Consider the following 20,226-nt stretch of genomic DNA (forward strand, 5'->3'; position numbering starts at 1 on the left):
CGATGAACGGAAAAGCACACGAGGACGACATCGGCATCGGCCCGGATCGCTGGATCGAATGCGGCGGTCTCGCAGGCGGCCACGGGCATGCGGTCGACGCGATCCGGTCGGCCCGCGCAGCCCCGCACGACTAGATCAGCCCGCGCACGCCGGCGACCACCTGGATCGCGCCGAATATCGCGACGACGGCCGCCGACGCGCGCGACAACCCGTGCATGAACGCGACCGACAGCTTCGCGCGCAGCGCGGCGGTCGCGCTGCTCAGGCACAGCCACCACGTGGCCGAGCCGACGAACACGCCGGCGACCATCCGCGCGACGGTCGCCCACATCGCGCCTTCCCGCGCACCCGGCAGCGGGCCGAGCGCCGCGAAGATCCCGACGAACGACACGATCGTCATCGGGTTCGACAGCGTGAGACCGAACGTCGTCAGGAAATCGCGCAGGACGGTCGTACGCGGCAGCTCGCGTTGCCCCGCCGGTGCGGCCGGCGCCTGGCGCGCGATGGTCCACGCGAGCCACACGAGAAACGCGCCGCCGCCGATTTTCAGGCCGACGGTCAGCATCGGGAACGCAGTGACGATGCCCGCGACGCCCAGCGCGCCGAGCAGGCCGTAAATCGCATCGGCGCATGCGGCGCCGATGCCCGTCGCAAATCCCGCCCGGAAGCCACGGCTCAGGCTGCGCTGAATGCACAGCATGCCGATCGGGCCGACCGGCACCGCGATCGACAACCCCATCACGACCGATTTGACGAACAGCATCGCCTGCCCCTTCCAACATCCCGTGGATCGAACAGGCATCGTAGGGAAAGTCCGCTCCCCGTTGAATGCGGTTTTTAAGGAAAAATGGCGGCTCCACCTTAAAAATTCCCGCTGCGATGGACGATCTGGACTGGAAGATACTGGCGCTGTTGCAGGACAACGGACGCATCAGCTATACGGAGCTCGCGCGCCAGGTTCACCTGTCGGTGCCGGCGGTGACGGAACGCGTGAAGCGTCTTGAAGCAGCCGGTGTGGTCGAAGGCTACACCGCGCGGGTCAATCCGTCCGCGGCCGGCTATCCGGTGAGCGCGCTGATCGGCATCACGGTGCCGCAACCGGCGAAAGCGAAGTTCCTCAAGCTGCTGGAGACGATTCCCGAAGTCGTCGAATGCCATCACGTGACAGGCGCTGATTCGTATGTGATGCGGTTCGTCGCCGTCAGCATGGCCCATCTCGAACGACTGATCGAACGCATCAACCTGTACGGCGAAACGCGCACGTCGATCGTGATGTCGACGCCGCTGCCGGCGCGCGGGATGGCGCGCCCGGCTGCGAAGCCCGGCGACGGCCGCAGGTAGCGAGTCGCGGTTTCGCGATCGTCGGCCGGTTCCGTGCGGGGACCGGCGACGATCGACGGCGGCCGTCCGCACTCATGCGACCGGTTCCCGCATGACGATCGGTACGCGCCGGCTATTTGCCGACCGCGCCGCCGAGCAGGCCGCCCACCAGCGACGTCACCGGCGCGAGCGGATTGGCGAGGCCGCCCAGCGGCGAGCTGCCCCCCGTACCGGTCGCGGCGCCGTCGTGCACGGTGGCCGGAATGCCGCCGACCACGCTCGTCACCAGCCCGGAGATCGGCACCGCGCCGTTCGCACCGGCCGGGTTCACGAGGCCGCCCACATTGGTTACCGTGTTGCCGACCGCACGGACGAGGTCGCCGACGCCACCGACGATCGGCTGCGGCGACGCGGCGGTCACCTTCCATCCGGCCGACGTGATCGCCCCGCCGACCTGTCCGAGCAGGCCAGCGACCGGCTGCCCGAGGCCGGTTGCGGTGCCGACCTGCTGCGTGAGGTGGCCCACCGTCGTCACGAGCGGCGTGATCGCGGTGCTGACCGCCTGCGTCGCCTGCTGGACCGGGGCCGACGACAGCGACGCGCCGAGCGTCGCGCCGCCCGTGCGCAAACCGCTCGCCACCGTGTCGAGCAGCCCGCTGACCGGCGTCGTGATCGGCGCCAGCGGCGACAGCGGGCCGGAGCCGAGCGCCTTGACGGTTTCGCTGATGCCGCTGACCGGATTGCCGGTCGCGGCAACGACCGTGCCGAGGCTGCCGACCGTCGTGCCGACCGGGTTCGGTACGATGCCGATCTGGCCGAGACCGCCGCTCACGGCGTTCGACGTATCGCGGATGATCGTGCCGACACCGGTTACCGTATCGGCCGGCCCGACGGTGACGCCCTTGCTGACGCCGGGCACGCTCACGCTGCCGAGCGTGGCGCCCGCGTCCATCACGATTCCGCCGATGGAACTGACGATACCGTTCGTACCCGGCGCGCCGCTCGTGCCCCAGCCGCTGGTGTTGCCGCTGCTCGTGCCACTGCTGCTCGTGCCACTGCTGCTCGTGCCGCTACTGCTCGTGCCGCTGCTGCTTGTGCCGCTGCTGCTTGTGCCGCTGCTGCTTGTGCCACTGCTGCTGGTGCCACTGCTGCTGGTGCCGCTACTACTCGTGCCACTGCTGCTCGTGCCACTGCTGCTCGTGCCACTGCTGCTGGTGCCACTGCTGGTGCCGCTGCTGCTTGTGCCACTGCTGCTGGTGCCGCTACTGCCGCTTGAGCCACTACTACCGCTCGTCCCGCTCGTGCTCGTCCCAATGTTGTTACCAGCAAGCGTCGGCGCCGTAATGTCACTTCCGCCGCACGCCGCGAGCGTACATGCCGCGGCCATAGCGGCGAGCGCAACGTTCGCCGTGATGAAATGATTTCGCATGGAAGCCCCCGTCCATTATTCAGCGCAAGCATTCCATCAAGCATCTACCGTGCCATTTCCATCGGCCTCCTTCACAGTTTCACAATTGCCTTGCACCGGCCGTCCGGGCCGCGCTGCAGGGCAGCGCGCATCGGATCCGGATCGTGCCGCCCGGCTCGGCCCGTGCAGGCCGTCCGATAACGCTGACGTAACACCGCCCCTGCGTTACGTAGCACGAGAAGAGAAAATCGACGGCGCACCGTACACGCGCCGCATCGTCGTCACGGCCGCTTCACCAGCTTCACGATCGTCAGTGTGCCGTTGACGTTTTCTACCCGAACCCGGACCTTGTCGCCCACATGCAGCGACGGGATCATCGCCGCGTCGCCGGCCTTGAATGCCATCGTCATCGGCGGCATCCCGATGTTGTCGAGTGCGCCGGGCTTCAGCGTCACGAGTCTGCGCCCCGCATCGATTTCCCTGACTTCGGCATCGGTCAGCTTCGCACCCTGCGTCGACATGCTCGCGTCGCCTGAATTCATGCCCGACATGTCGCCGCCTGCGAGTGCCGGCATTGCAACGACCGCCATCGCACACGACATCGCGACAGCGTGAAAGCGGATCTTCATCGAGCGTCTCCCTTCGCGTCCGGCGTGTTTCTGCTGCCAGCCGGTGCCGCGCCTTACACGATCAACGTCACGCCGGCCCAGGCAATCAGCACGACGCCCAGCACCCGGCCGATACGATCGCCGCCGGGCAGGACCTTTTCCACGAACACGAACAGCGACAACGCGACGATCCACACGACATTCATCACGCCGCCGACGAACAGCAGCGCCATCAACAACCAGCAGCAGCCCACGCAAACCATGCCGTGCCGCGCGCCCAGCAGAAAGCTGCCTGCGACGCCGGGACGCCAGTGCGCGATCAGGAACGCCGCCGGCGCGCGGCATTGCCGCAGACACGCGCGTTTCAGCGGCGAGAATTGATAGAGTCCGGCCAGCGCCAGCACGATGGCGGAAAGGCGCGCGCTCTTCGACCACAACATCATCGCCGAGATCAGCCCGGCCGGCTGCAGCAGCGCCTGAAGCAACGCCGCACCGATCGAGAACGCGAGCCATGTCGTCAGATAGCCGGCCAGCAGCGCCACCGACGTGAACGCCGATCCCGCCGCCCCGTTGCCGTGCTGCAGCAGCACGCGCCGGTACAGCATCACGACCGGCGCCGCGCCGGGTGTCATCATCGCGATCATCATCACCCACCACATCGCGATCACGATCGGCAGAGACGGATCCATGCTGCCCATGCCGTCCGCCAGCCGATGCGGAAACAGCGCGACGGCCGTCATCTCCCGCGCCGACATGCCGGTTCCCGCGCCCGTCCACAGGTAGAACCAGCACAGGCCGACGAGCGCGGCCATGCCGATCAGCATGACGGCGCGCTCGCGCGCGAGCCAGGTGTCGAACGGCGTCATGCCGCGGCGCGATGCCGGATCAGCCCGTGGTTGTTCAGATGCAGTCGCGCGAATTGCGCATACGTTCCGTCGAGATTCAGCGCGATGTTGCCCTGCGAGCGCCCCGTGCCCGAACCGACCTCGGCAAGCTCGTATTCGAAACCGTTCGGCAGGTCGATCCGCACACGATGCTCGGCACCCGTCACCGGATTGTGGATGGGTTCGCCGGCGACGTCGAACACGCCGTCCACGTGAATCCGGCCGCGCCGTGCATCGACATCGACGTCGAAATCGATCTTCGTGAAGATCGGATCGAACGCGTGCTCGAGCGTCGACGCATACACCGAGAACATCGTCGCGAATGGATCGGTATCCTGACCGGTCATGATCTTCAGCACGGCATCGCGTTGCGCCGGACTCGCGCGCTCGTCGACGATCGGCTGGCACTTGCCCTTGCCTTCGTGAACGGCGCCCGGCCACTGGAACACCACCGCGATCCTGACGCCGTCGAGTACCACGTCGCCGTAGTGGCCGCTGTCGATCGAAATCGCCCCCATCGCTTCGCAGTTGCCGTTGGTCGGCAGCGCATTGAACTGGCAAGGGCAACCGTATGAGCAATTGCAACTGATCATTTCGGTGCCCTGAATCTCCCACGGCGTCATGGCTCCACCTCGCGCTCTGAAACGGACGAACGCTTCGAATCTAGTGCACGCCATCGGGGAAAGCAAAGCGGTAATGGCAGCGTGAAAAACGTGGGTGCCGGCCTCACGTAAGACATTTCCGAATGCGTTCGCCGCGCGGCTCCGGAAACCGTCTCGTCATCCGTTCTCACACGAATAACGACGCGACGATCGCCCACCACACCGCGCCCGCGCCGCACAGAAACACGCGCCGCGCGACGAACATTCGCGATTCGTCGTCCGGTGTTTTCATCGGCGACGTCGCGAGAAACGGCACGCTGGCGAGGCATGCGAAACCGGCTAGCGCGAGCACGATCACGACGTAGTCGCCGAACCGCCAGGGCGATGCTTCGTGCAATCCCCAGTAGCCGAGAAACAGCATGCCGATCGAGAACATCGTCGCCGCAGCCGAGCTGAGCGCGACCACCGATCCTGTTGGAAATTGCACGGGAACCTCCCCTCGCGCAGCGCGCGATGCAACGCCTGTCTCCGGAGATCGGCATAATCTTGTCCGCCGGCAGCGGAATCAGGCGTTCGTTTCGGACCCGCATGCATGAGCACACCGTCTCCGCTCTTCGGCGAATGCGCGTTGTCACGGATTGACGGGTTCGGTCCGGACGAGCGGTATTTCGTGCCCGTTCAATCGGGCAGCACGACCATGACGTTGCTAGCCCGGTTTCTTCGTGCCCTGCGCAACGGAAATCCACCCGACTACCGCCGCGGCGACCCAGCAACAGGTGATCATCAGGTCCAGATCCATCAGGCCCTGGAAATTCGTACTGTTTTCGAAACTGCAGCGCTGATGGCCCCTGACCCACATGCAACCGCTGATCAACTGCTGGATATGCATGTAGATGCTGTACACGGCAACGGCCGACGCGATGACGGCGACCCGCAGGCGTATGCTCTTTTTCATTGGCGCTGAAGGCTTGGGATGATCTCCCGACCGATCTTAAGTCAATGGCGATGCGCGACGCAATCGACCCGGTATCGACCCGATTGACCGGCATGCAGAAATGCCCATCGAACTCGCGCCGGCAATGCGGACCACCATGACCACACGGAACACGATTGCACTGATCGTCGATCCCGACAGCGGCGAGCGAATTCGCGACATCGCCGCGCACGCGCGGCATACGTGGGTCGTGACGAGCGACACGAACGATCCCGTGATCAGGCAGATCTGGAATACGCGTCGGGTGGAGTCGGACCGAGCCGCCGAAGGCGGCGTGACCCTGTTCCTGCGTCATGGCGACGACCGCGAAAGCTGGTGCGCCGGAATACTGGATGCGGTGGACGACCATCACGGCGACGCGATGCATCTCGACGGCCACGCGATTCTGGCGGTTTACGGCACGCCGCTTTCCGCGCGCCTGCGACACGCGTTGTCCGCGTTCGGATTTTCTGGCTTCGTGTCGACGGTGGAGGGATTTCGAGCGATCAAGCGCGGCGCCGCATGAATCGCGGGCGGCTCAAAGCGCCCCCGCCCAACCGGCGATCGACCTGATGGTCTTCAGGTAGTCCGCCGCCGGTTGCCAATGGATCCGCGTGCCGTTCGCCTTCGCGTCGCTCTGTTGCCTCACGACACGTGCGGGCATGCTCGCAAGCGGCACGTCGTAGCCGGCCTCACGAATACCCCGGGTCGCGACGATCGTCGTTGCGCCGATCGTTGCGCCGTCCATCACGACCCTACTGACGCCGACGGAAACCGGGGCGCAAACCACGTCGTCATGTGACGCGCGGGCATGCCGCTTGCACGCCGGATGTTTCTCGGCTGCTGACACCACGCTGTCAGCAGGCAACGTCCAGACTCGATCGACCGACACCCGAGGAGCACCGCCCTTGGCCCATACCGAAGGACTGGCCGCACTGGCCGAACGCACCGTCAAACGCCGCGGCGTGACCCTGTTCACGCTGTGCGTCGCCGTACTCGTGGCCCAGGTCGACACGGCCGTCGTCAATCTCGCCACGCGCGCGATCGGCGCCTATTTCCATGCCGGTGTCGGCGCATTGCAATGGGTCGTCGACAGCTACAACCTCACGTACGCTGTGCTGCTGCTGACCGGTGGGCTGCTCGCCGACCTGTACGGCCGCCGTCGCGTCTTCGTGGCCGGCGCGGCCGTCTTCACCATCGCGTCGCTGCTGTGCGCGCTTGCGCCGTCGGTGTCGGTGCTGATCGCCGCCCGCGCGCTGGCCGGCGTCGGCGCGGCGTTGTTGCTGCCGGCGTCGCTGGCGATCGTGCGGGTCGTGTGGCGCGACCCGGTCGAACGCGGCCGCGCGCTCGGCATCTGGGCCGCGTGCAACGGCGTGGCGATGGCGATCGGGCCGACGCTCGGCGGCGTACTGATCCGGCACTTCGGCTGGCGCAGCATCTTTTTCGTCGTCGTGCCGCTGAGCATCGCCGCGATGCTGCTCGCGATCCCGGCCGTGCCCGAGTCGTCCGATCCGCACGGCCGGCATTTCGACGGCGCGGCGCAAGTCATGGGCGCAGTCGCACTCGGCGCGCTCGCGTATGCGGCGATCGTGTTCCGCGAGACGCCGGTCGCATGCGCGATCGCCGGCTGCATCGCGGTCGCGTCGTTCGTCGCGTTCGTGGCGATCGAGCGCCGCCACGGCGAATCCGCGCTGGTGCCGCTCGACATTTTCCGGATCGGCGCGTTTCGCGGCGCGATCGCCGCGACCACCGGCATGACGTTCGGGATGTACGGCGTGCTGTTCCTGCTGCCGCTGACGTGGCAGAGCACCGGCCGCCTCGATTCGACCGGCGCCGGCCTCGCATTGCTGCCGATGGCGCTCGTGTTCGTCGCCGTATCGCCGTGCTCGGGGCGGTTGTCGGAGCACATCGGCACGCGGGTGACGACGGCCGGTGGGGTCGCGGTGATCGCGAGCGGCCTCGCCGCGATCGGTGCATCGGCCGGTTCGTCGAGCCTGCTCGGTGCCGAGATCGGGCTCGCCATGACGGGGCTCGGGATGGGGATCGCAACTGGCCCGCTGATGACCGTCGCGGTCGGCGCCGTCGATGCCGCGCGCTCGGGCACCGCGAGCGCGCTCGTCAACGTCGCGCGGATGACCGGCGCGACGCTCGGGATCGCGGTGCTCGGCACGCTGTTCGCGGTCGCGCATGGCGGCACCGCGGGGTTGCGCGCGGCGATGTTCGCCGGTGCCGCGGTGCAGTTGGCGGGCGCTGCCGGATCGGCGGTCAGTGTGCGACGCGCGCGGCAATCGGCGTGACGCTGCGCGGCCGGCCGCACGAAGGCCGGCGCGCATCGCATGCGACCGTCGCAAATGACGGCCATAGCCTATACCCGCCGCCCGAATCAACGATGCTCCCGGCCATGCTTGCGCGCCCGATGTTCGGCGCGCTTCTGCAACAGCGCGGCATCAGTTCCTCGATGTATTGCCGCACCTGCCCGTGCGTAAAGCCGCAGGCGAACGGCGTCGCAACGCGTTCGTTCAGTCGTCGGCCGGTGCGAACGACGATGCGTTTCGCCGACGCGTGCGGATCGTGATGATGGAGTTTCCTGCGGGACGCGGCCGCCTGAGCGTGGAACACGCGCGGCGCCGGTAAAGGCGGGAGAGGTGGGAGAGGCGGGAAAAGCCGCCGCGGCGCGACGGCACCGCCGGCGATCGATGAACGGCGCACCGTGCGCCGTTCATCCGGTTCATCCGGCCGAACAGGTGTCAACCGGTGCGCGCGGATGCGCACCGGTCGTGGCCGCTCAGCGGCGCGGCTGGCCGCTTCGCGGCGGACGCGGCGAGTTCGCGTCCTTGTGCCGGAAGTTGATGCGGCCCTTGGTGAGGTCGTACATCGACAGTTCCAGCGTCACGCGATCGCCCGCGAGAATGCGGATGTGGTTCTTGCGCATGCGGCCCGACGCGTACGCGCCGACCACGACGCCGTTTTCCAGCGTGACACGGTATTTGCTGTCCGGCAGCACTTCGTCGACGATTCCGTCCAGTTCCAGCAGTTCTTCTTTTGCCAAACCAATTCCTCCAGACAAGGTGATTGACCGCGGCCGCGGCGACTGCCCGGCGCCGGCTCCCCCAAACGGGACGGCGGCCGGCAGGCGGCCGGGATCGGTTCGTTCAGACGGGCCACTGGCCTGTCTTGCGATCGGAGCCCGGCGCGTTGCGGCGTTCGGGCGGTCGGTGGCGGCGGCGCAATGAGCGCCGCGCAAGTCGGGACCGCGCCGGCTACGGGGCATGGCGGCGGCCTGCTCGGGTTGATGCGTTGAAGCGGTGATGCGCAGGCGAAGCGCCAGGCGCTTCGCGAGGGCGTTGCGTCGCACGCGGGTCACGCATGCGATGGGGGAGGCGTCACGACCGATGCATCGTGAATGTCGCGATGCATCGGTCGTGCGCATCGGAACGCACAGGCCGCCGTCATGCGGCGCCCCGCGCGATACTCCATCCGGCAGCGGCCGCCGCTCGGCGACCGCTGCCGATGCGGCTTACTGCGGCGTGATGTTCGACGCTTGCAGACCCTTCGGGCCGCGCTTCACTTCGAAGCTGACCTTCTGGCCTTCGGCCAGGGTCTTGAAGCCCGTGCCGCGAATTTCCGAGAAATGGGCGAACAGATCGTCGCCGCCGTTGTCCGGGGAAATGAAACCAAAGCCCTTGGTTTCGTTGAACCACTTGACGGTACCGGTATCCACAAATACTTCCTTAATACAAATAATTGAACATGCGCCCGCGACGGGCACAGAAAGAATCAAAGAGGGAGAGACCAACGACTGCCGCACGGTGTGCGGCCAATGATGAGCAATCGGACTTCTTGACGACTTCGGTCTCGGACACTACGCGGTAACGACCGCCTCGTCAAGTTATTTTGATGCAGCGCACAAGCGCGGACCTTCAGGCGCCGTCAAGGAGGCCGATCGGTCGAGCGCGTTACATCGTCTGTCGGGACGGGAGCATGGACGGTAAAAGGCGGAGTTGCGCCGCGAAAGCGCGCCGGCAGACGATTCGGTGCCCGGGGCGCGAAATGTGGCGGCCGTGTCGAACCGGCCACGAGAGCCAGACGTCGTGCGCTAGCCTGGCCGCCCGACTTCACACGACGTCGGGCGGCCGCCGCGACGCTAGTCGAACGGATTCAGCAACCGGACGCCGGTGCGGGCGAAATCGTCGACGTTGCGCGTGACGACCGTCAGATCGTTGATCAGCGCGGTGGCTGCGATCAGCTTGTCGAGTTCGTGCGTCGGATCGGGCACACGCAAATGCCCCCACATCTGGCTGATCTCGATATCGACCGGCAGGATGTTCGGCGCATAGCCGGACAGGATCATCGCGATCCAGGCCTCGAGCGCCGACGCCTGGCTGTGATCGCCGCGATGACGGATCAGATCGACACCGCGCCGCAACTCGGCCACCGTCACGACCGACAGGTAAAGCGGGCTCGCGTCCGCTTCGGCCTGCCTGAAGAACGCCCGCACGCCGCGGTTGGTTCGCTTGCCCTTCCTGATTTCGCTGATGACGTTCGAATCAATCAAAAACACGCCGGACCTCGCCTGAATCCTGAATACGTTGGAAATCCGCGTCTTCGCCAACCTCCGGCATGCTCATCAGCACTTGCGCGAAAGTCCGCCGCTTCGGCCGGCCGAGCGCGTCGGCCAGAATGGCCCGGTGTTCGGCCTCGGCGCTCCTGCCATTGGCCGCTGCCTGCTCGCGCAGGCTTTGAACGATAGTGTCATCCACGTTACGCACCAGAAGATTTGCCATGAGTACCTCCATCCAGATTTGCTATCAATGATAGCGCCATGAAGGTAAATTGCAAGCATTGCTATCACCTTCATGGCCGGACGGACCACTGAGTCGGCGCGGACCTGCGGCAATCGACGACAAGAATTTCGTCCATCTTCCGCCGCCGGTCCGACGCATCGAACTGCTGTCGCTCAAGGTAAGCCGGAGCGGGACGGCGTGGAAGCCGGCCGGATGGCCAGTCGAGCGCCGTCGATCACGACGCATGCCCGGCCGGCGAGGAACGGGATTTGCGCCGCGAGCACCGTCGGCGACAAGCGTCACGAATCCGGCCGTCGCCTCGATTCGCGCTGAAACATCGTGTTGCACAACCGGCCGCGGCCGTCGCCATCGTTTGATACCATCGGATCACAAGACCGGCGATCGAACGCCGTGCGAAGCGCGCAGAAGACCTTGCATCGACGCGGACCCTCCGTGCCTGAAATCCCGATCCAAGACACGAGACGCTCTTCAGTGGACTTCGTTACGCCCTCTCTGGAAACCCTGTTCTCCCCGACACCCGACAAACTCTACTTCCCGGCATGCGTTGCGGCCGTGGCGATCATCGCGTGGCTGGTTGCCCGGCACGTGCCGTTCTACCGAGCGGCCGTCGACAAGTCGCTGTCGATGCGCTATCGCAATCTCGACGGGTTTCGCGGCCTCCTGGCCACCTCCGTGGTGTTCCATCATTTCGCGTGCAACCAGGCGTTGCTGTCGACCGGCGTCTGGGGCGCCGGCACCGACTTCCTGCGCAATCTCGGGACGATTCCCGTCGCGATGTTCTTCATGGTCACCGGCCTGCTGTTCTGGGAACGCGCATGCAGAGGCACGCTCGACGTGCGGACCTTTTTCGTCGGACGCGTACGACGCCTCGCGCCGCTCTATCTGTTTTACGCGGCCGTCATCGTCGTCTGCACGCTTTACTGGTTTCCCCGCCATGCCGTCGACGCACCGACGCAGTTGCTGGCCGACCTGCTCAAGACCGTTTCGCTCGGCTGGTTCGGCGCGTTCCCGATCAACGGGGCGCAGCGCACGCCGTATCTGAGCGGCGTCTGGTGGACCCTCGCCTACGAATGGCGGTTCTACGTCGCCGTTCCGTTTCTCGCGTGGTTCGTCGCCACGCGTGCGTGGCGCAAGCTGCTTGCGCTCGCGATCGTCACGGCCTGCGCGGCGCTGTTCGGGCCGCCCGGCGGCATGGCGCTGCTGTTCGCGTTCGGCGCGGTGGCCTACGAGGTGTCGCGGCACCCCGCGGTCCGTGCGCGGCTCGCCACGAAACCGGCGGCGACGGTCGCGCTGCTGATTCTCGCGATGTCTCCGTCTCCCGCCGAACGGTATTCGATCGCGGGCGCACTGCCGCTGCTACCGGCGTTTCTCTGCATCGCCAGCGGGAACACGTTCTACGGCGTGCTCAAGACCCGGCCGCTCGCGCTGCTCGGCACCGCCAGTTTCAGCATCTACATGATCCACATGGTGATCGTGTACATGATCGTTCACGCGTTCAACCATTTCGTTTTCCCGATCAATTCGGTCGACGATTCAGGCATCTGGGCGCTCGCGCTGGCGTGCGCGCTGGTTGCCGTCTTCTGTGCGCTGCTGACTTACCGCTACGTCGAGCATCCGTTCATCGCAAAGCGCCACGACGCCCGCCCGGCACGCCGTGCGGCGGAGCCCGCTCGCGAGCGTCAAACGGTCACGCCGTGACCCGTGCGCGCTCAGAAACGGTACGAGATGCCGATCTGCAGGACCGGATACCACCGATAGCGCGACATCGTCTGCCGCAGCGAGTCGAGCCCGCTCGCGATCAGCACCTGGCTCTTCGCCGGTCCGGCCGCCGCGGCCAGTGCCGGCGACAGCGTGTACGAACATTTCGGTATCCCGTACGCGACGCCGATATCGGCAACGAACCCGAGCCCTTTCGACGCCGGCCGATGCCCGTAGCCGATTCCGACATACGGCATCACGGTCGGATAACGCGCTTGCGCGACCGCGTACATGCCCGGAAGCGCCGGATAACGCTTGCCGCCGAATACGTAGGTTCCGTTGGTCGGTACGGACACGCCGTGAAGCTCGTCGTCGTTGAAGCGCAACCCGAGCGTCGCGCGAAAGCCGCTGCCTCGCCACGGAAAGACATCGGCATACAGGCCGCCCTGGCGCAGCTTCAGGTCGTCCTGATAGCGATTGCCGGCTACCGTGAAGTCATGTGTCAGATCGATCGCGTTGAAATCCGCGTGCGCGCCCAGCATCGAATTGAAGCTCACGGCCGCCCCGATGCCGACGCCCTGCGTGCCGCCCTGCAGGTAGATTTCCTGCGCATGCGCGCTCGCGACGAACATCGCCGCGACCGCTGCCCATTGATTCACCGTCGTTTTCACGGGCGCCTCCCCCGACATGTGCCGGGCGCGACGCGACGCACACGCGGCCTTCGTCGCGATGCGCGATGCGAACCCCGGCACGACACCTTGCAAGCACGCTTGCTGTTCGACGGATCGGAGCGCGTTGCGCGGTGCGCGTGGCCGATACGACACGCGCTGCGCATGCACCGTGGCACACGGCGCGCGCGACCCGATCCGGTTCCCCGTTTGTTTCGATGTCGTTACATGCCGCCGATGCGCGGATCGTTCTGGCGAAATTCGTCGGCGCGGGCGGCATCGGGTGAACCGCAAAGGGTGTGCCATGCGGCGCTGACCGAAGCGGAAAAAGCGCCATCAGTCGGCACAGGTGGTGGCGCGAGTCGCAATCGAGCGGAAATGTTTCATGAACGTATCCGTATTCGGCGAGCGACACCCAAACACGCGATGTACCGTGTTGCGTGTCAACCGCGCATTGATGGCGCAATGCCCGCGGAGCGAAGCCGGACGGCCGTCAGCGCACGCGCGTTGCCGTTGCGATCGGTCGCATACGGAACGGCGCATTGAAAATGCGTTGCAAAAATGCAGCTTCGTGCCGGGCCCGGGCGTCGCCGATGCACGATCCGGCGCGACGAAGCAGGATGAATACCGATGCATGCGCATGCATCTTGTCCGGCCACGCGCGACATGCTGCGCGAGCCCGGTCGGCTCAGGTCGTGCGACGTCGTCGAACGGATGCAGAAGCGGAAAGCCGGATCATGTCCCCGATGCGGTTGGCGAGACCGCTTCCCGACGACCGGCGGAATCGGTACCATCGAGCGGGCGCCGCACGACCCTGCACCGGCACCGACCTTCGTACCACCGATTTCGCCATGTCCCGGGAACCCACACATTCCGCGTTGCTCTGGATCGTCGCCGCTGCCTTCTTCATGCAGTCGCTCGATACGACGATCGTCAACACCGCGTTGCCCTCGATCGCACAAAGCCTGCATGCGTCGCCGCTCGCGATGCAGCCCGTCGTGGTCGTCTACACGCTCACGATGGCGATGCTCACGCCGGCCTCCGGCTGGCTCGCCGACCGGTTCGGCACGCGCCGCGTGTTCTCGGTCGCGATCCTCGTGTTCGTGCTCGCGTCGATCGGCTGCGCGGCATCGCACACGCTCGGCCAGCTCGTCGTCGCGCGCGCCGTGCAGGGCATCGGCGGCTCGATGCTGCTGCCGATCGGGCGGCTCGCCGTACTGCGCCGCGTGCCGGGCGAACAGTACGTCGCGGCGATCGCGTTCGTGTCGATCGCCGGCCAGCTCGGCCCGATCGTCGGGCCGACGCTCGGCGGCTGGCTCACGCAGGCGATTTCGTGGCACTGGGTGTTCATCGTCAACGTGCCGGTCGGCGTGATCGGCTTCATCGCGGTTCAGCGCTATCTGCCGCACGACCAGGCGACGCAGCCGCCGCCGTTCGACTTCGTCGGCTGTGCGCTGCTGTCGGCTGCGATGATCGCGCTGTCGCTCGCGATCGACCCGCCGATGTCCACGCACCGCGCCGCGTGGTCTGCCGCGCTCGCCGGGCTCGGCCTGGTGAGCGCGCTGGCGTACCTGCCCCACGCGCGGCGACGCACGCAGCCGCTGTTCCGGCTCGGGTTGTTCCGCGAGCCGAACTTCGGGTCGGGGCTGCTCGGCAACCTGCTGTGCCGGATCGGCACGAGTTCGGTACCGTTCATGCTGCCGCTGCTGATGCAGGTGCAGCTCGGCTATACGCCGCTGCGATCGGGGCTGATGATGCTGCCGGCCGCAATCGCGGGCGTCATCGCGAAGCGGTGGATCGCGCCGCTCGTGAAGCGCTTCGGCTATGCCGCGTTTCTGGTCGTGAATACGGGGATCGTCGGCTGCGCGATCGCGGGGTTCGCGCTGGTGTCGGCGCGGCCCGCGCCGGTGCTGGAAGGCGTGCTGCTGATCGTGTTCGGCGCGGCGAATTCGATGCAGTTCGCGGCGATGAACGGCGTGACGCTCAAGGGGCTGTCGCACGCCGACGCGGGCAGCGGCAACAGCCTGTTCACGATGATGCAGATGCTCGCGATGGGGCTGGGCGTGTCGATCGGCGGCGGGCTCGTCAATCTGTTCGCCGCCTATCGGGGCTCGACGGCGCACGGGTTCATGCTGTCGTTCGCGTGCATGGGCGCGGTGACCCTGCTGTCGTCCGTCGTGTTCCGGCGGATCGATACGGCCGCGCCGGCCGGTGCGGCGGCGCGCCCTTCCGCGTGATCGCGGCCGTCAGTTCACCTGGCGGCGCTCGACGACGCGCTTGAGCACCCAGCGGATCGACGAGCCGTCGGCCGGCGGCCGCGCGACGCGGTATTCGTCGACTTCGAGCGTGTACAGGTAGCCGGGCTGGTACGCAAACCCTTCGATCCCCGCGTACCACAGGCTCCACGGCTCGCTCGGGCTGCTACGCACCTGCAGGCACTCCATCGGCGCGACGCCCGTGCAACGCGCGGACTGCGGCGCGACGTAGACGGTCTTGGCCACGGGCTCGCCGTCGGCCGGGCGGGCGGCGTTCGACGCGGTGGCCGCCGCATCGGTCTGGCATCCGGCGAGGAGCGTGCTGCCGGCCAGGATGGCCGCGCCAAGCAGCGTTCGGATCTTGCGAATCATCTGATATGCCTCCGGGAGCGTTGAAGGGCCAATTAGACGAGCCGCCCGGCGAGAAGGTTCACGAACACCTTACGGAGCGCGTTCGAGCACGCTCATTCATCGGATGTCGCGCGCGAGCCGATACGTTACGCTGTTCCGGCGCCGCCGCGCGCATCATCGCCGGCTACGCGATCGCCGTCGACGGCGGCTTCACCGTGCGGCGATCGTGTACCATCGACGCTTTCCGATACGCCTTGGCGCGCCGCGTTCGTCCCCCAGGCCAAGCCCGCGCGGTTCGCACGGCGCGTTCCCTTCGCATGACCTTATCCGTTCCGTCCGACACCGCGCTGCGCCCGCTGCCGATCGATACGCTGGCCGTGCCGGCCGCGCTCGACGGACGCACGGGCACCAACCGCTCGGGCAGCGCGCATCCGCAGATCGCCGCGACCAACGACCTCGACGCCGTGCGCGCGTGGCTCGCCCGCTTCGTCGATACGCCGACCACGTTCCAGAACTACCGCAAGGAAGCCGAACGCCTGCTGCTGTGGGCCGTGATCGCGTGCGGCAAGCCGCTGTCGTCGCTCACGCACGAGGATCTCGCGGTCTACCGGCAGTTCCTGCTTGCGCCCGCGCCGGCCGATCTGTGGTGCGCGAACGGCGGCCGCAAGCATCCGCGCGACGATCCGCGCTGGCGGCCGTTTTACGGGCCGCTGTCGGCAGCCAGCCAGCGGCAGGCGCTGGTGATCCTGAACGTGATGTTCTCGTGGCTCGTGCAGGCCGGCTATTTGGCCGGCAATCCGCTCGCGTTGTCGCGACAGCGGCAGCGCCGGCCCTCGCCGCGCGTCACGCGCCATCTCGGGCAGCCGCTGTGGCAATCGGTGAAGGACGCGATCGCCGCGATGCCGCGCGACGATGCCCGCGCATGCTTCCATGCGGATCGCGCACGCTGGCTGTTCACGCTGCTGTATCTCGGCGGGCTGCGCATCACCGAAGCGGCCGATACGACGATGGGGCGATTCTTCTGCCGGCGCGATGCGAACGGGCACGAGCGCTGGTGGCTCGACGTGACGGGCAAAGGCGGCCGGCAGCGGCTCGTGCCGGCCACCGACGAGATGATGGCCGAGCTGGCGCGCTACCGGCGCGCGCACGGCCTGCCCGCGCTGCCGCTCGACGACGAACCGACGCCGCTCGTGCTGCCGTTCGGCCAGACGCGCAAGCCGCTCACGCGCGCGGCGCTGCACCGGATCGTGAAGCAGGTGTTCCGGCTCGCGGCCGACCGGCTGCGTGCTCGAGGGGATGCCGGCGAACAACCGGCGCGCGTGCTCGAACAGGCGTCCGCGCACTGGCTGCGTCACAGCGCGGGCTCGCACATGGCCGACGGCCGCGTCGACCTGCGGCTCGTGCGCGACAACCTCGGCCATGTGTCGCTCACGACGACGAGCCAGTATCTTCACGCGGACGACGACTGGCGCCATCGCGAGACGGAAGAGAAGCACCGGATCGGGTGGGACTAGACTGCGTTCCGCCGCTCGACGGACGAGGTCGATCCCGCCGGATCCACCGTTGCTGCGGCACTTCGCACGGTCGCGCGTCTCCGGCACGTTGATCTCGCCGCACGACACGTCGACACGCTTGCCGTGTCAGTACACCGCCACCCAGTGCCCGGGCACCCACGCCCAGTGATTGCCGGCCCACCGGTAATGCCCCTTGGCCCAGCGATAGCCGGGCGCGGGCGGCGGCGGCGCCACCTCGACGACGGGCGCCGGCTGCGGCGGCCGCACGGGTTCGACCACGCACGCGGACATCAGCACGGCACTCGCGCTCGCCAGCACGGCGAGCGAAACGGATCGGATCTTCATTGTCGATTCTCCCTGTTGTGTAATCGATCGGCGGGGCCAATCGCCGATACGTGCCGCGTCACGCGGCCCCGCGAATCAGGCCGCTCATCGGCCGCGTCGCGCCGCTTTCCGCGAACAGCGCTGCCGCGGTGCGGCGGGGATCGAGCCGCAGGCTTTCGGCAGCCGCGCCCGCGATCAGCGCGTCGAGCGACGCAGTCGGCTTCAGGTCGCGCCCCTCGTACAGATCGCCGGGCCGCAGCCCCGGCCAGTCGGCGATCACACGGCCGCCTGCCACCGCGCCGCCCGCAAGCATCGCGACCGACGCCTGCCCGTGATCGGTGCCGCCCGTGCCGTTCGCGGCGGCCGTCCGGCCGAACTCGGTCGCGACCAGCACCGTGGCCTGCCGCCACGCAGCCCCGAGGCCGTCGCGCAACGCGGCGAGCATCGTGTCGAGCGCCTTCAACTGATTCGCGAGCCGCGCGTTCTGCGCGCTGTGCGTATCCCAGCCGCCCGTCTCGATCATCGCGATCCGCGGGCCGTCGTCGCGCGCGAGAAACGTCGCGGCGAGCTTGCCGACGCCGGCCGGGTCCTGCCGTGCATGCGCATCGCCGGCGAGACCGCGCGCCTCCATCGCCGCTTGCCACAACGGGCCGAGCTGCGCGTCGGCTTCGTAGAGCGCCGACACGCGCGTGAGCAGATCGTCCGGCGCGGCCGGTAAGCCGGACGGCGCATACGACGCGGCCTGCACCGTGCCGCGCAGCGCGAGCGGCACGGTCGGCGCGAATGCGATCGCGCTGTCGCGCGTCGCCGGCAGCAGCGCGGCGAGCCGGTTCAGCCAGCCGTCCTTCACCTGGTACGGCGCACGGCCGCCCGTTTCGAGCACGTTCTGGCCGTCGAAATGCGAGCGGTCGCGATACGGCGATGCAATCGCATGGACGAACAGCGCCTGGCCGTCGCGATACAACTGCGCGGTCTGCGCGAGCGACGGATGCAGCGCGAACGTACCGTCGAGCTTCGTCGCGGCCGCCGTGTCGATCGCGAGCGGGCCGCGCAGCGACGCATACGCGGGCTCCGCGTACGGGACGACGATGTTCAGGCCGTCGGCCGCGCCGCGCTGGATCACGAACACGAAGCGCCGGTCGGTGTCGACATTCGCGAACACGATCCGCGGCGCAACGAGGATCGCGCCCGTGCCGGCGGCGGCAACGCTGAGAAATTGTCGGCGGGACAGTGCCATGGTCATCTCCGTTGGAAATCGGGCGACACGAGCAGCAGCGCGAGCGACGTCGTCGCGCTTTCGGCGCGCGCGAGCGCGGTCGCGGTCGGCGCGCTCATCGAACCGGCGAGCAGCGTGTTGCCGAGCGTGCGCGGGTCGAGCCGGTCGCCCGTGCGCGCGGCCAGACGCTGCGCGATCTCGACGCGGCGCACGAGCGCGTCGGGCGCGGCCCAGCTCGCGGCCACGTCGTCGTAGCCGGCCGGCGAGCCCGGCCGCCACACCGGCTGGCCGAGTTGAGCCAGCAGCGGCGCGGCCTTCAGATCGCCGGTGTCGCGCCAGCCGAGCCCGCGCAGCGACGATACGGCCCACTCCCACGGCGTCTTGAACTTGCGGTCGACCGGCGACCACGCGTCGGGCGCGTCGACGAGCGCGCGATAGACGGCCGGCAGGTCGCCACCGCTCGCATCGAACGCACGCGCGAGCCGTTCGGTCAGCGCGGGCGGCGGCGTATCGGCGACGAAATGACGGGCGAGCTTGAATGCGATGTGCCGGCCGGTCGCCTCCGATCGCGCGAGATCGTGCAGGATCGCGCGCGCCTGCGCTTCGCCCGGCCGATCGTAGGTGCGGCCCATCACCGTGCGCGTGCCCGGTTCGTGCAGATTCGGGCGGAACACGAATGCGCCGGGTGCTGCATCGCCCGGTTGCGGCCCGCGGCCGCCGGCGATGCTCCAGCCGGTCAATGCGCGGGCGAATTCCGTTACGTCAGCCTGCGTGTAACCGGTGCGCACGCCGAGCGTATGCAGCTCCATGATTTCGCGTGCGAGGTTCTCGTTGAGCCCTCGCTTCGCGGAAGGATTGCGTGCTTGCGCACGCAGCGCGGCCGGGCTGTCGGGGCCGACCGAGCGCGCCTGATCGAGGAACGTCTGCATCGCCGGATGCTGCTCGACGGCGACGAGCATGTCCTCGAAACGGCCGAGCACGTGCGGGCGGATCGCGTCGCGTTCGAATGCGCCCGCGTATGCGGCCACCTGCCCCTTGTCGACCGATACCGCGAAATGGTTCGCCCAGAAATGCACGAGACGCTCGACGAACGGCGCGGGCGTGCTCAGCGCGCTGTTCATGCGCGCGGCGACTGCGCTGCGATACGCGTCGTAGCCGTCGCGGCGGATCGACTGCGCGGTTGCGCGCTTGGCGGCCGCGTCGTCGCTCGTCATCGCGTTGCGGGTGTTCGCGAAGCGCGTCGCGAGCGTGACCGCGTCCGGCTCGCCGGCCCATGCGGCCGGCCGTGCGTCGTATCGGTCGAACTGGGCAAGCAAGGCGGCCTTCGGGTCGGTGGGCGGTGCTTCGTCGGCTCGCGCGCCGAGGCCGAAACGGTTCAGCGCGATCGCGGCCGGCGTGGAGTCGTTCGGGTGGTCCATGACGGGCTCTCTTGCGGTGCGTACTCACGTTCAACGTAAGGGCACCGGGAAATCCGTCGCGGGAGGGGAAATATTTTTTGCGATCGGGGAAACGGCAGGCGGAAGTTTCGCAGCACGGCGGCATGCATCGTCAACGGACGACGACCGCGCGACTCGCCGGAACCGGCATACGCATGACGCGC

24 protein-coding genes are annotated in these 20,226 nt (G+C 67.7%); 7 read left to right on the plus strand and 17 right to left on the minus strand.

Going from position 1 to position 20,226, the window contains the following annotated elements; genetic code table 11:
* Positions 1 to 2: 2 nt before the first annotated feature.
* Positions 3 to 134, plus strand: coding sequence for a hypothetical protein (locus WS89_RS34515; protein ID WP_257127374.1), 132 nt, complete (start codon positions 3 to 5; stop codon positions 132 to 134).
* Here WS89_RS34515 and WS89_RS03655 read toward each other — a convergent pair.
* Positions 131 to 763: a LysE family translocator gene (locus tag WS89_RS03655; RefSeq protein ID WP_059789528.1), complete on the minus strand. Its 633-nt coding sequence runs from the start codon at positions 761 to 763 to the stop codon at positions 131 to 133. The two genes, WS89_RS34515 and WS89_RS03655, sit on opposite strands and share 4 nt — an antisense overlap.
* Before the next feature lie 116 nt (positions 764 to 879).
* Here WS89_RS03655 and WS89_RS03660 point away from each other — a divergent pair, with 116 nt between their 5' ends.
* Positions 880 to 1,341: an Lrp/AsnC family transcriptional regulator gene (locus tag WS89_RS03660; RefSeq protein WP_059505357.1), complete on the plus strand. Its 462-nt coding sequence runs from the start codon at positions 880 to 882 to the stop codon at positions 1,339 to 1,341.
* A 112-nt stretch (positions 1,342 to 1,453) separates the two neighbouring features.
* On the opposite strand, the gene WS89_RS34155 is transcribed toward WS89_RS03660, so the two are convergent.
* From WS89_RS34155 to WS89_RS34520, 6 genes are all read right to left on the minus strand, one after another.
* Positions 1,454 to 2,749, minus strand: a complete 1,296-nt coding sequence (locus WS89_RS34155) for a collagen-like triple helix repeat-containing protein (protein ID WP_179949839.1) — start codon at positions 2,747 to 2,749, stop codon at positions 1,454 to 1,456.
* A gap of 260 nt (positions 2,750 to 3,009) precedes the next feature.
* The gene (locus tag WS89_RS03675; protein ID WP_059789530.1) at positions 3,010 to 3,357 is read right to left on the minus strand and encodes a copper-binding protein; all 348 of its coding nucleotides are present in this window, start codon (positions 3,355 to 3,357) and stop codon (positions 3,010 to 3,012) included.
* 53 nt (positions 3,358 to 3,410) lie between these two features.
* Positions 3,411 to 4,202 carry a DUF2182 domain-containing protein gene (locus tag WS89_RS03680; RefSeq protein WP_059789531.1) on the minus strand — a complete coding sequence of 264 codons (792 nt, stop codon included), beginning with the start codon at positions 4,200 to 4,202 and terminating at the stop codon, positions 3,411 to 3,413.
* Positions 4,199 to 4,843: a DUF1326 domain-containing protein gene (locus WS89_RS03685; RefSeq protein WP_059505365.1), complete on the minus strand. Its 645-nt coding sequence runs from the start codon at positions 4,841 to 4,843 to the stop codon at positions 4,199 to 4,201. Before WS89_RS03685 ends, WS89_RS03680 begins: the two co-directional genes overlap by 4 nt.
* A 166-nt stretch (positions 4,844 to 5,009) precedes the next feature.
* Positions 5,010 to 5,309 (minus strand): hypothetical protein, encoded by a 300-nt coding sequence (locus WS89_RS03690; RefSeq protein WP_059505367.1) that lies wholly within the window; start codon positions 5,307 to 5,309, stop codon positions 5,010 to 5,012.
* 219 nt (positions 5,310 to 5,528) lie between these two features.
* Complete coding sequence (locus WS89_RS34520) at positions 5,529 to 5,777, minus strand: hypothetical protein (protein ID WP_034204763.1); 249 nt, start codon at positions 5,775 to 5,777, stop codon at positions 5,529 to 5,531.
* 136 nt (positions 5,778 to 5,913) lie between these two features.
* Here WS89_RS34520 and WS89_RS03700 point away from each other — a divergent pair, with 136 nt between their 5' ends.
* Positions 5,914 to 6,321, plus strand: a complete 408-nt coding sequence (locus WS89_RS03700; RefSeq protein WP_156440509.1) for a hypothetical protein — start codon at positions 5,914 to 5,916, stop codon at positions 6,319 to 6,321.
* A gap of 12 nt (positions 6,322 to 6,333) precedes the next feature.
* On the opposite strand, the gene WS89_RS03705 is transcribed toward WS89_RS03700, so the two are convergent.
* Positions 6,334 to 6,663, minus strand: a complete 330-nt coding sequence (locus WS89_RS03705; protein ID WP_257128111.1) for a hypothetical protein — start codon at positions 6,661 to 6,663, stop codon at positions 6,334 to 6,336.
* A gap of 40 nt (positions 6,664 to 6,703) precedes the next feature.
* Between WS89_RS03705 and WS89_RS03710 the strand changes: the two genes are divergently transcribed.
* Positions 6,704 to 8,092 carry an MFS transporter gene (locus WS89_RS03710; RefSeq protein ID WP_059789534.1) on the plus strand — a complete coding sequence of 463 codons (1,389 nt, stop codon included), beginning with the start codon at positions 6,704 to 6,706 and terminating at the stop codon, positions 8,090 to 8,092.
* Positions 8,093 to 8,580: 488 nt separating this feature from the next.
* On the opposite strand, the gene infA is transcribed toward WS89_RS03710, so the two are convergent.
* From infA to WS89_RS03735, 4 genes are all read right to left on the minus strand, one after another.
* Complete coding sequence (infA, locus tag WS89_RS03720; protein WP_027780754.1) at positions 8,581 to 8,844, minus strand: translation initiation factor IF-1; 264 nt, start codon at positions 8,842 to 8,844, stop codon at positions 8,581 to 8,583.
* 468 nt (positions 8,845 to 9,312) lie between these two features.
* Entirely contained in the window at positions 9,313 to 9,516 is a 204-nt protein-coding gene (locus WS89_RS03725; protein ID WP_006483056.1) for a cold-shock protein, read from the minus strand.
* 423 nt (positions 9,517 to 9,939) lie between these two features.
* Positions 9,940 to 10,356 (minus strand): type II toxin-antitoxin system VapC family toxin, encoded by a 417-nt coding sequence (locus tag WS89_RS03730; RefSeq protein WP_257128112.1) that lies wholly within the window; start codon positions 10,354 to 10,356, stop codon positions 9,940 to 9,942.
* Positions 10,343 to 10,579 (minus strand): FitA-like ribbon-helix-helix domain-containing protein, encoded by a 237-nt coding sequence (locus WS89_RS03735; RefSeq protein ID WP_059789726.1) that lies wholly within the window; start codon positions 10,577 to 10,579, stop codon positions 10,343 to 10,345. Before WS89_RS03735 ends, WS89_RS03730 begins: the two co-directional genes overlap by 14 nt.
* Before the next feature lie 492 nt (positions 10,580 to 11,071).
* Here WS89_RS03735 and WS89_RS03740 point away from each other — a divergent pair, with 492 nt between their 5' ends.
* Positions 11,072 to 12,298 (plus strand): acyltransferase family protein, encoded by a 1,227-nt coding sequence (locus WS89_RS03740; RefSeq protein WP_059789536.1) that lies wholly within the window; start codon positions 11,072 to 11,074, stop codon positions 12,296 to 12,298.
* An 11-nt stretch (positions 12,299 to 12,309) separates the two neighbouring features.
* Here the strand turns inward: WS89_RS03740 and WS89_RS03745 are convergent, their stop codons facing one another.
* Positions 12,310 to 12,987 carry a hypothetical protein gene (locus WS89_RS03745; RefSeq protein WP_082741793.1) on the minus strand — a complete coding sequence of 226 codons (678 nt, stop codon included), beginning with the start codon at positions 12,985 to 12,987 and terminating at the stop codon, positions 12,310 to 12,312.
* A gap of 830 nt (positions 12,988 to 13,817) precedes the next feature.
* Here WS89_RS03745 and WS89_RS03750 point away from each other — a divergent pair.
* Positions 13,818 to 15,203: a DHA2 family efflux MFS transporter permease subunit gene (locus tag WS89_RS03750; RefSeq protein ID WP_059789537.1), complete on the plus strand. Its 1,386-nt coding sequence runs from the start codon at positions 13,818 to 13,820 to the stop codon at positions 15,201 to 15,203.
* A gap of 9 nt (positions 15,204 to 15,212) precedes the next feature.
* On the opposite strand, the gene WS89_RS03755 is transcribed toward WS89_RS03750, so the two are convergent.
* Positions 15,213 to 15,593, minus strand: coding sequence for a DUF4377 domain-containing protein (locus tag WS89_RS03755; RefSeq protein ID WP_059505384.1), 381 nt, complete (start codon positions 15,591 to 15,593; stop codon positions 15,213 to 15,215).
* Between the two features lie 296 nt (positions 15,594 to 15,889).
* On the opposite strand from WS89_RS03755, the gene WS89_RS03760 reads away from it, so the two are divergent.
* Positions 15,890 to 17,086, plus strand: a complete 1,197-nt coding sequence (locus WS89_RS03760; RefSeq protein WP_059789538.1) for a tyrosine-type recombinase/integrase — start codon at positions 15,890 to 15,892, stop codon at positions 17,084 to 17,086.
* A 126-nt stretch (positions 17,087 to 17,212) separates the two neighbouring features.
* Here the strand turns inward: WS89_RS03760 and WS89_RS03765 are convergent, their stop codons facing one another.
* The 3 genes from WS89_RS03765 to WS89_RS03775 are packed head-to-tail and all read right to left on the minus strand — an operon-like array spanning position 17,213 to position 20,044.
* A complete protein-coding gene (locus tag WS89_RS03765; RefSeq protein WP_059505388.1) occupies positions 17,213 to 17,431 on the minus strand; it encodes a YXWGXW repeat-containing protein in 219 nt (72 codons plus the stop codon).
* A 58-nt stretch (positions 17,432 to 17,489) separates the two neighbouring features.
* On the minus strand, positions 17,490 to 18,647 hold the full coding sequence (locus WS89_RS03770; protein WP_059789539.1) for a DUF1501 domain-containing protein: 1,158 nt from the start codon (positions 18,645 to 18,647) through the stop codon (positions 17,490 to 17,492).
* Between the two features lie 2 nt (positions 18,648 to 18,649).
* Positions 18,650 to 20,044, minus strand: a complete 1,395-nt coding sequence (locus WS89_RS03775; RefSeq protein WP_059789540.1) for a DUF1800 domain-containing protein — start codon at positions 20,042 to 20,044, stop codon at positions 18,650 to 18,652.
* Between the last annotated feature and the right edge of the window lie 182 nt (positions 20,045 to 20,226).

The sequence above is a fragment of the Burkholderia sp. MSMB1072 genome (genome assembly GCF_001524725.1).
In the GTDB taxonomy this organism is placed as follows: domain Bacteria; phylum Pseudomonadota; class Gammaproteobacteria; order Burkholderiales; family Burkholderiaceae; genus Burkholderia.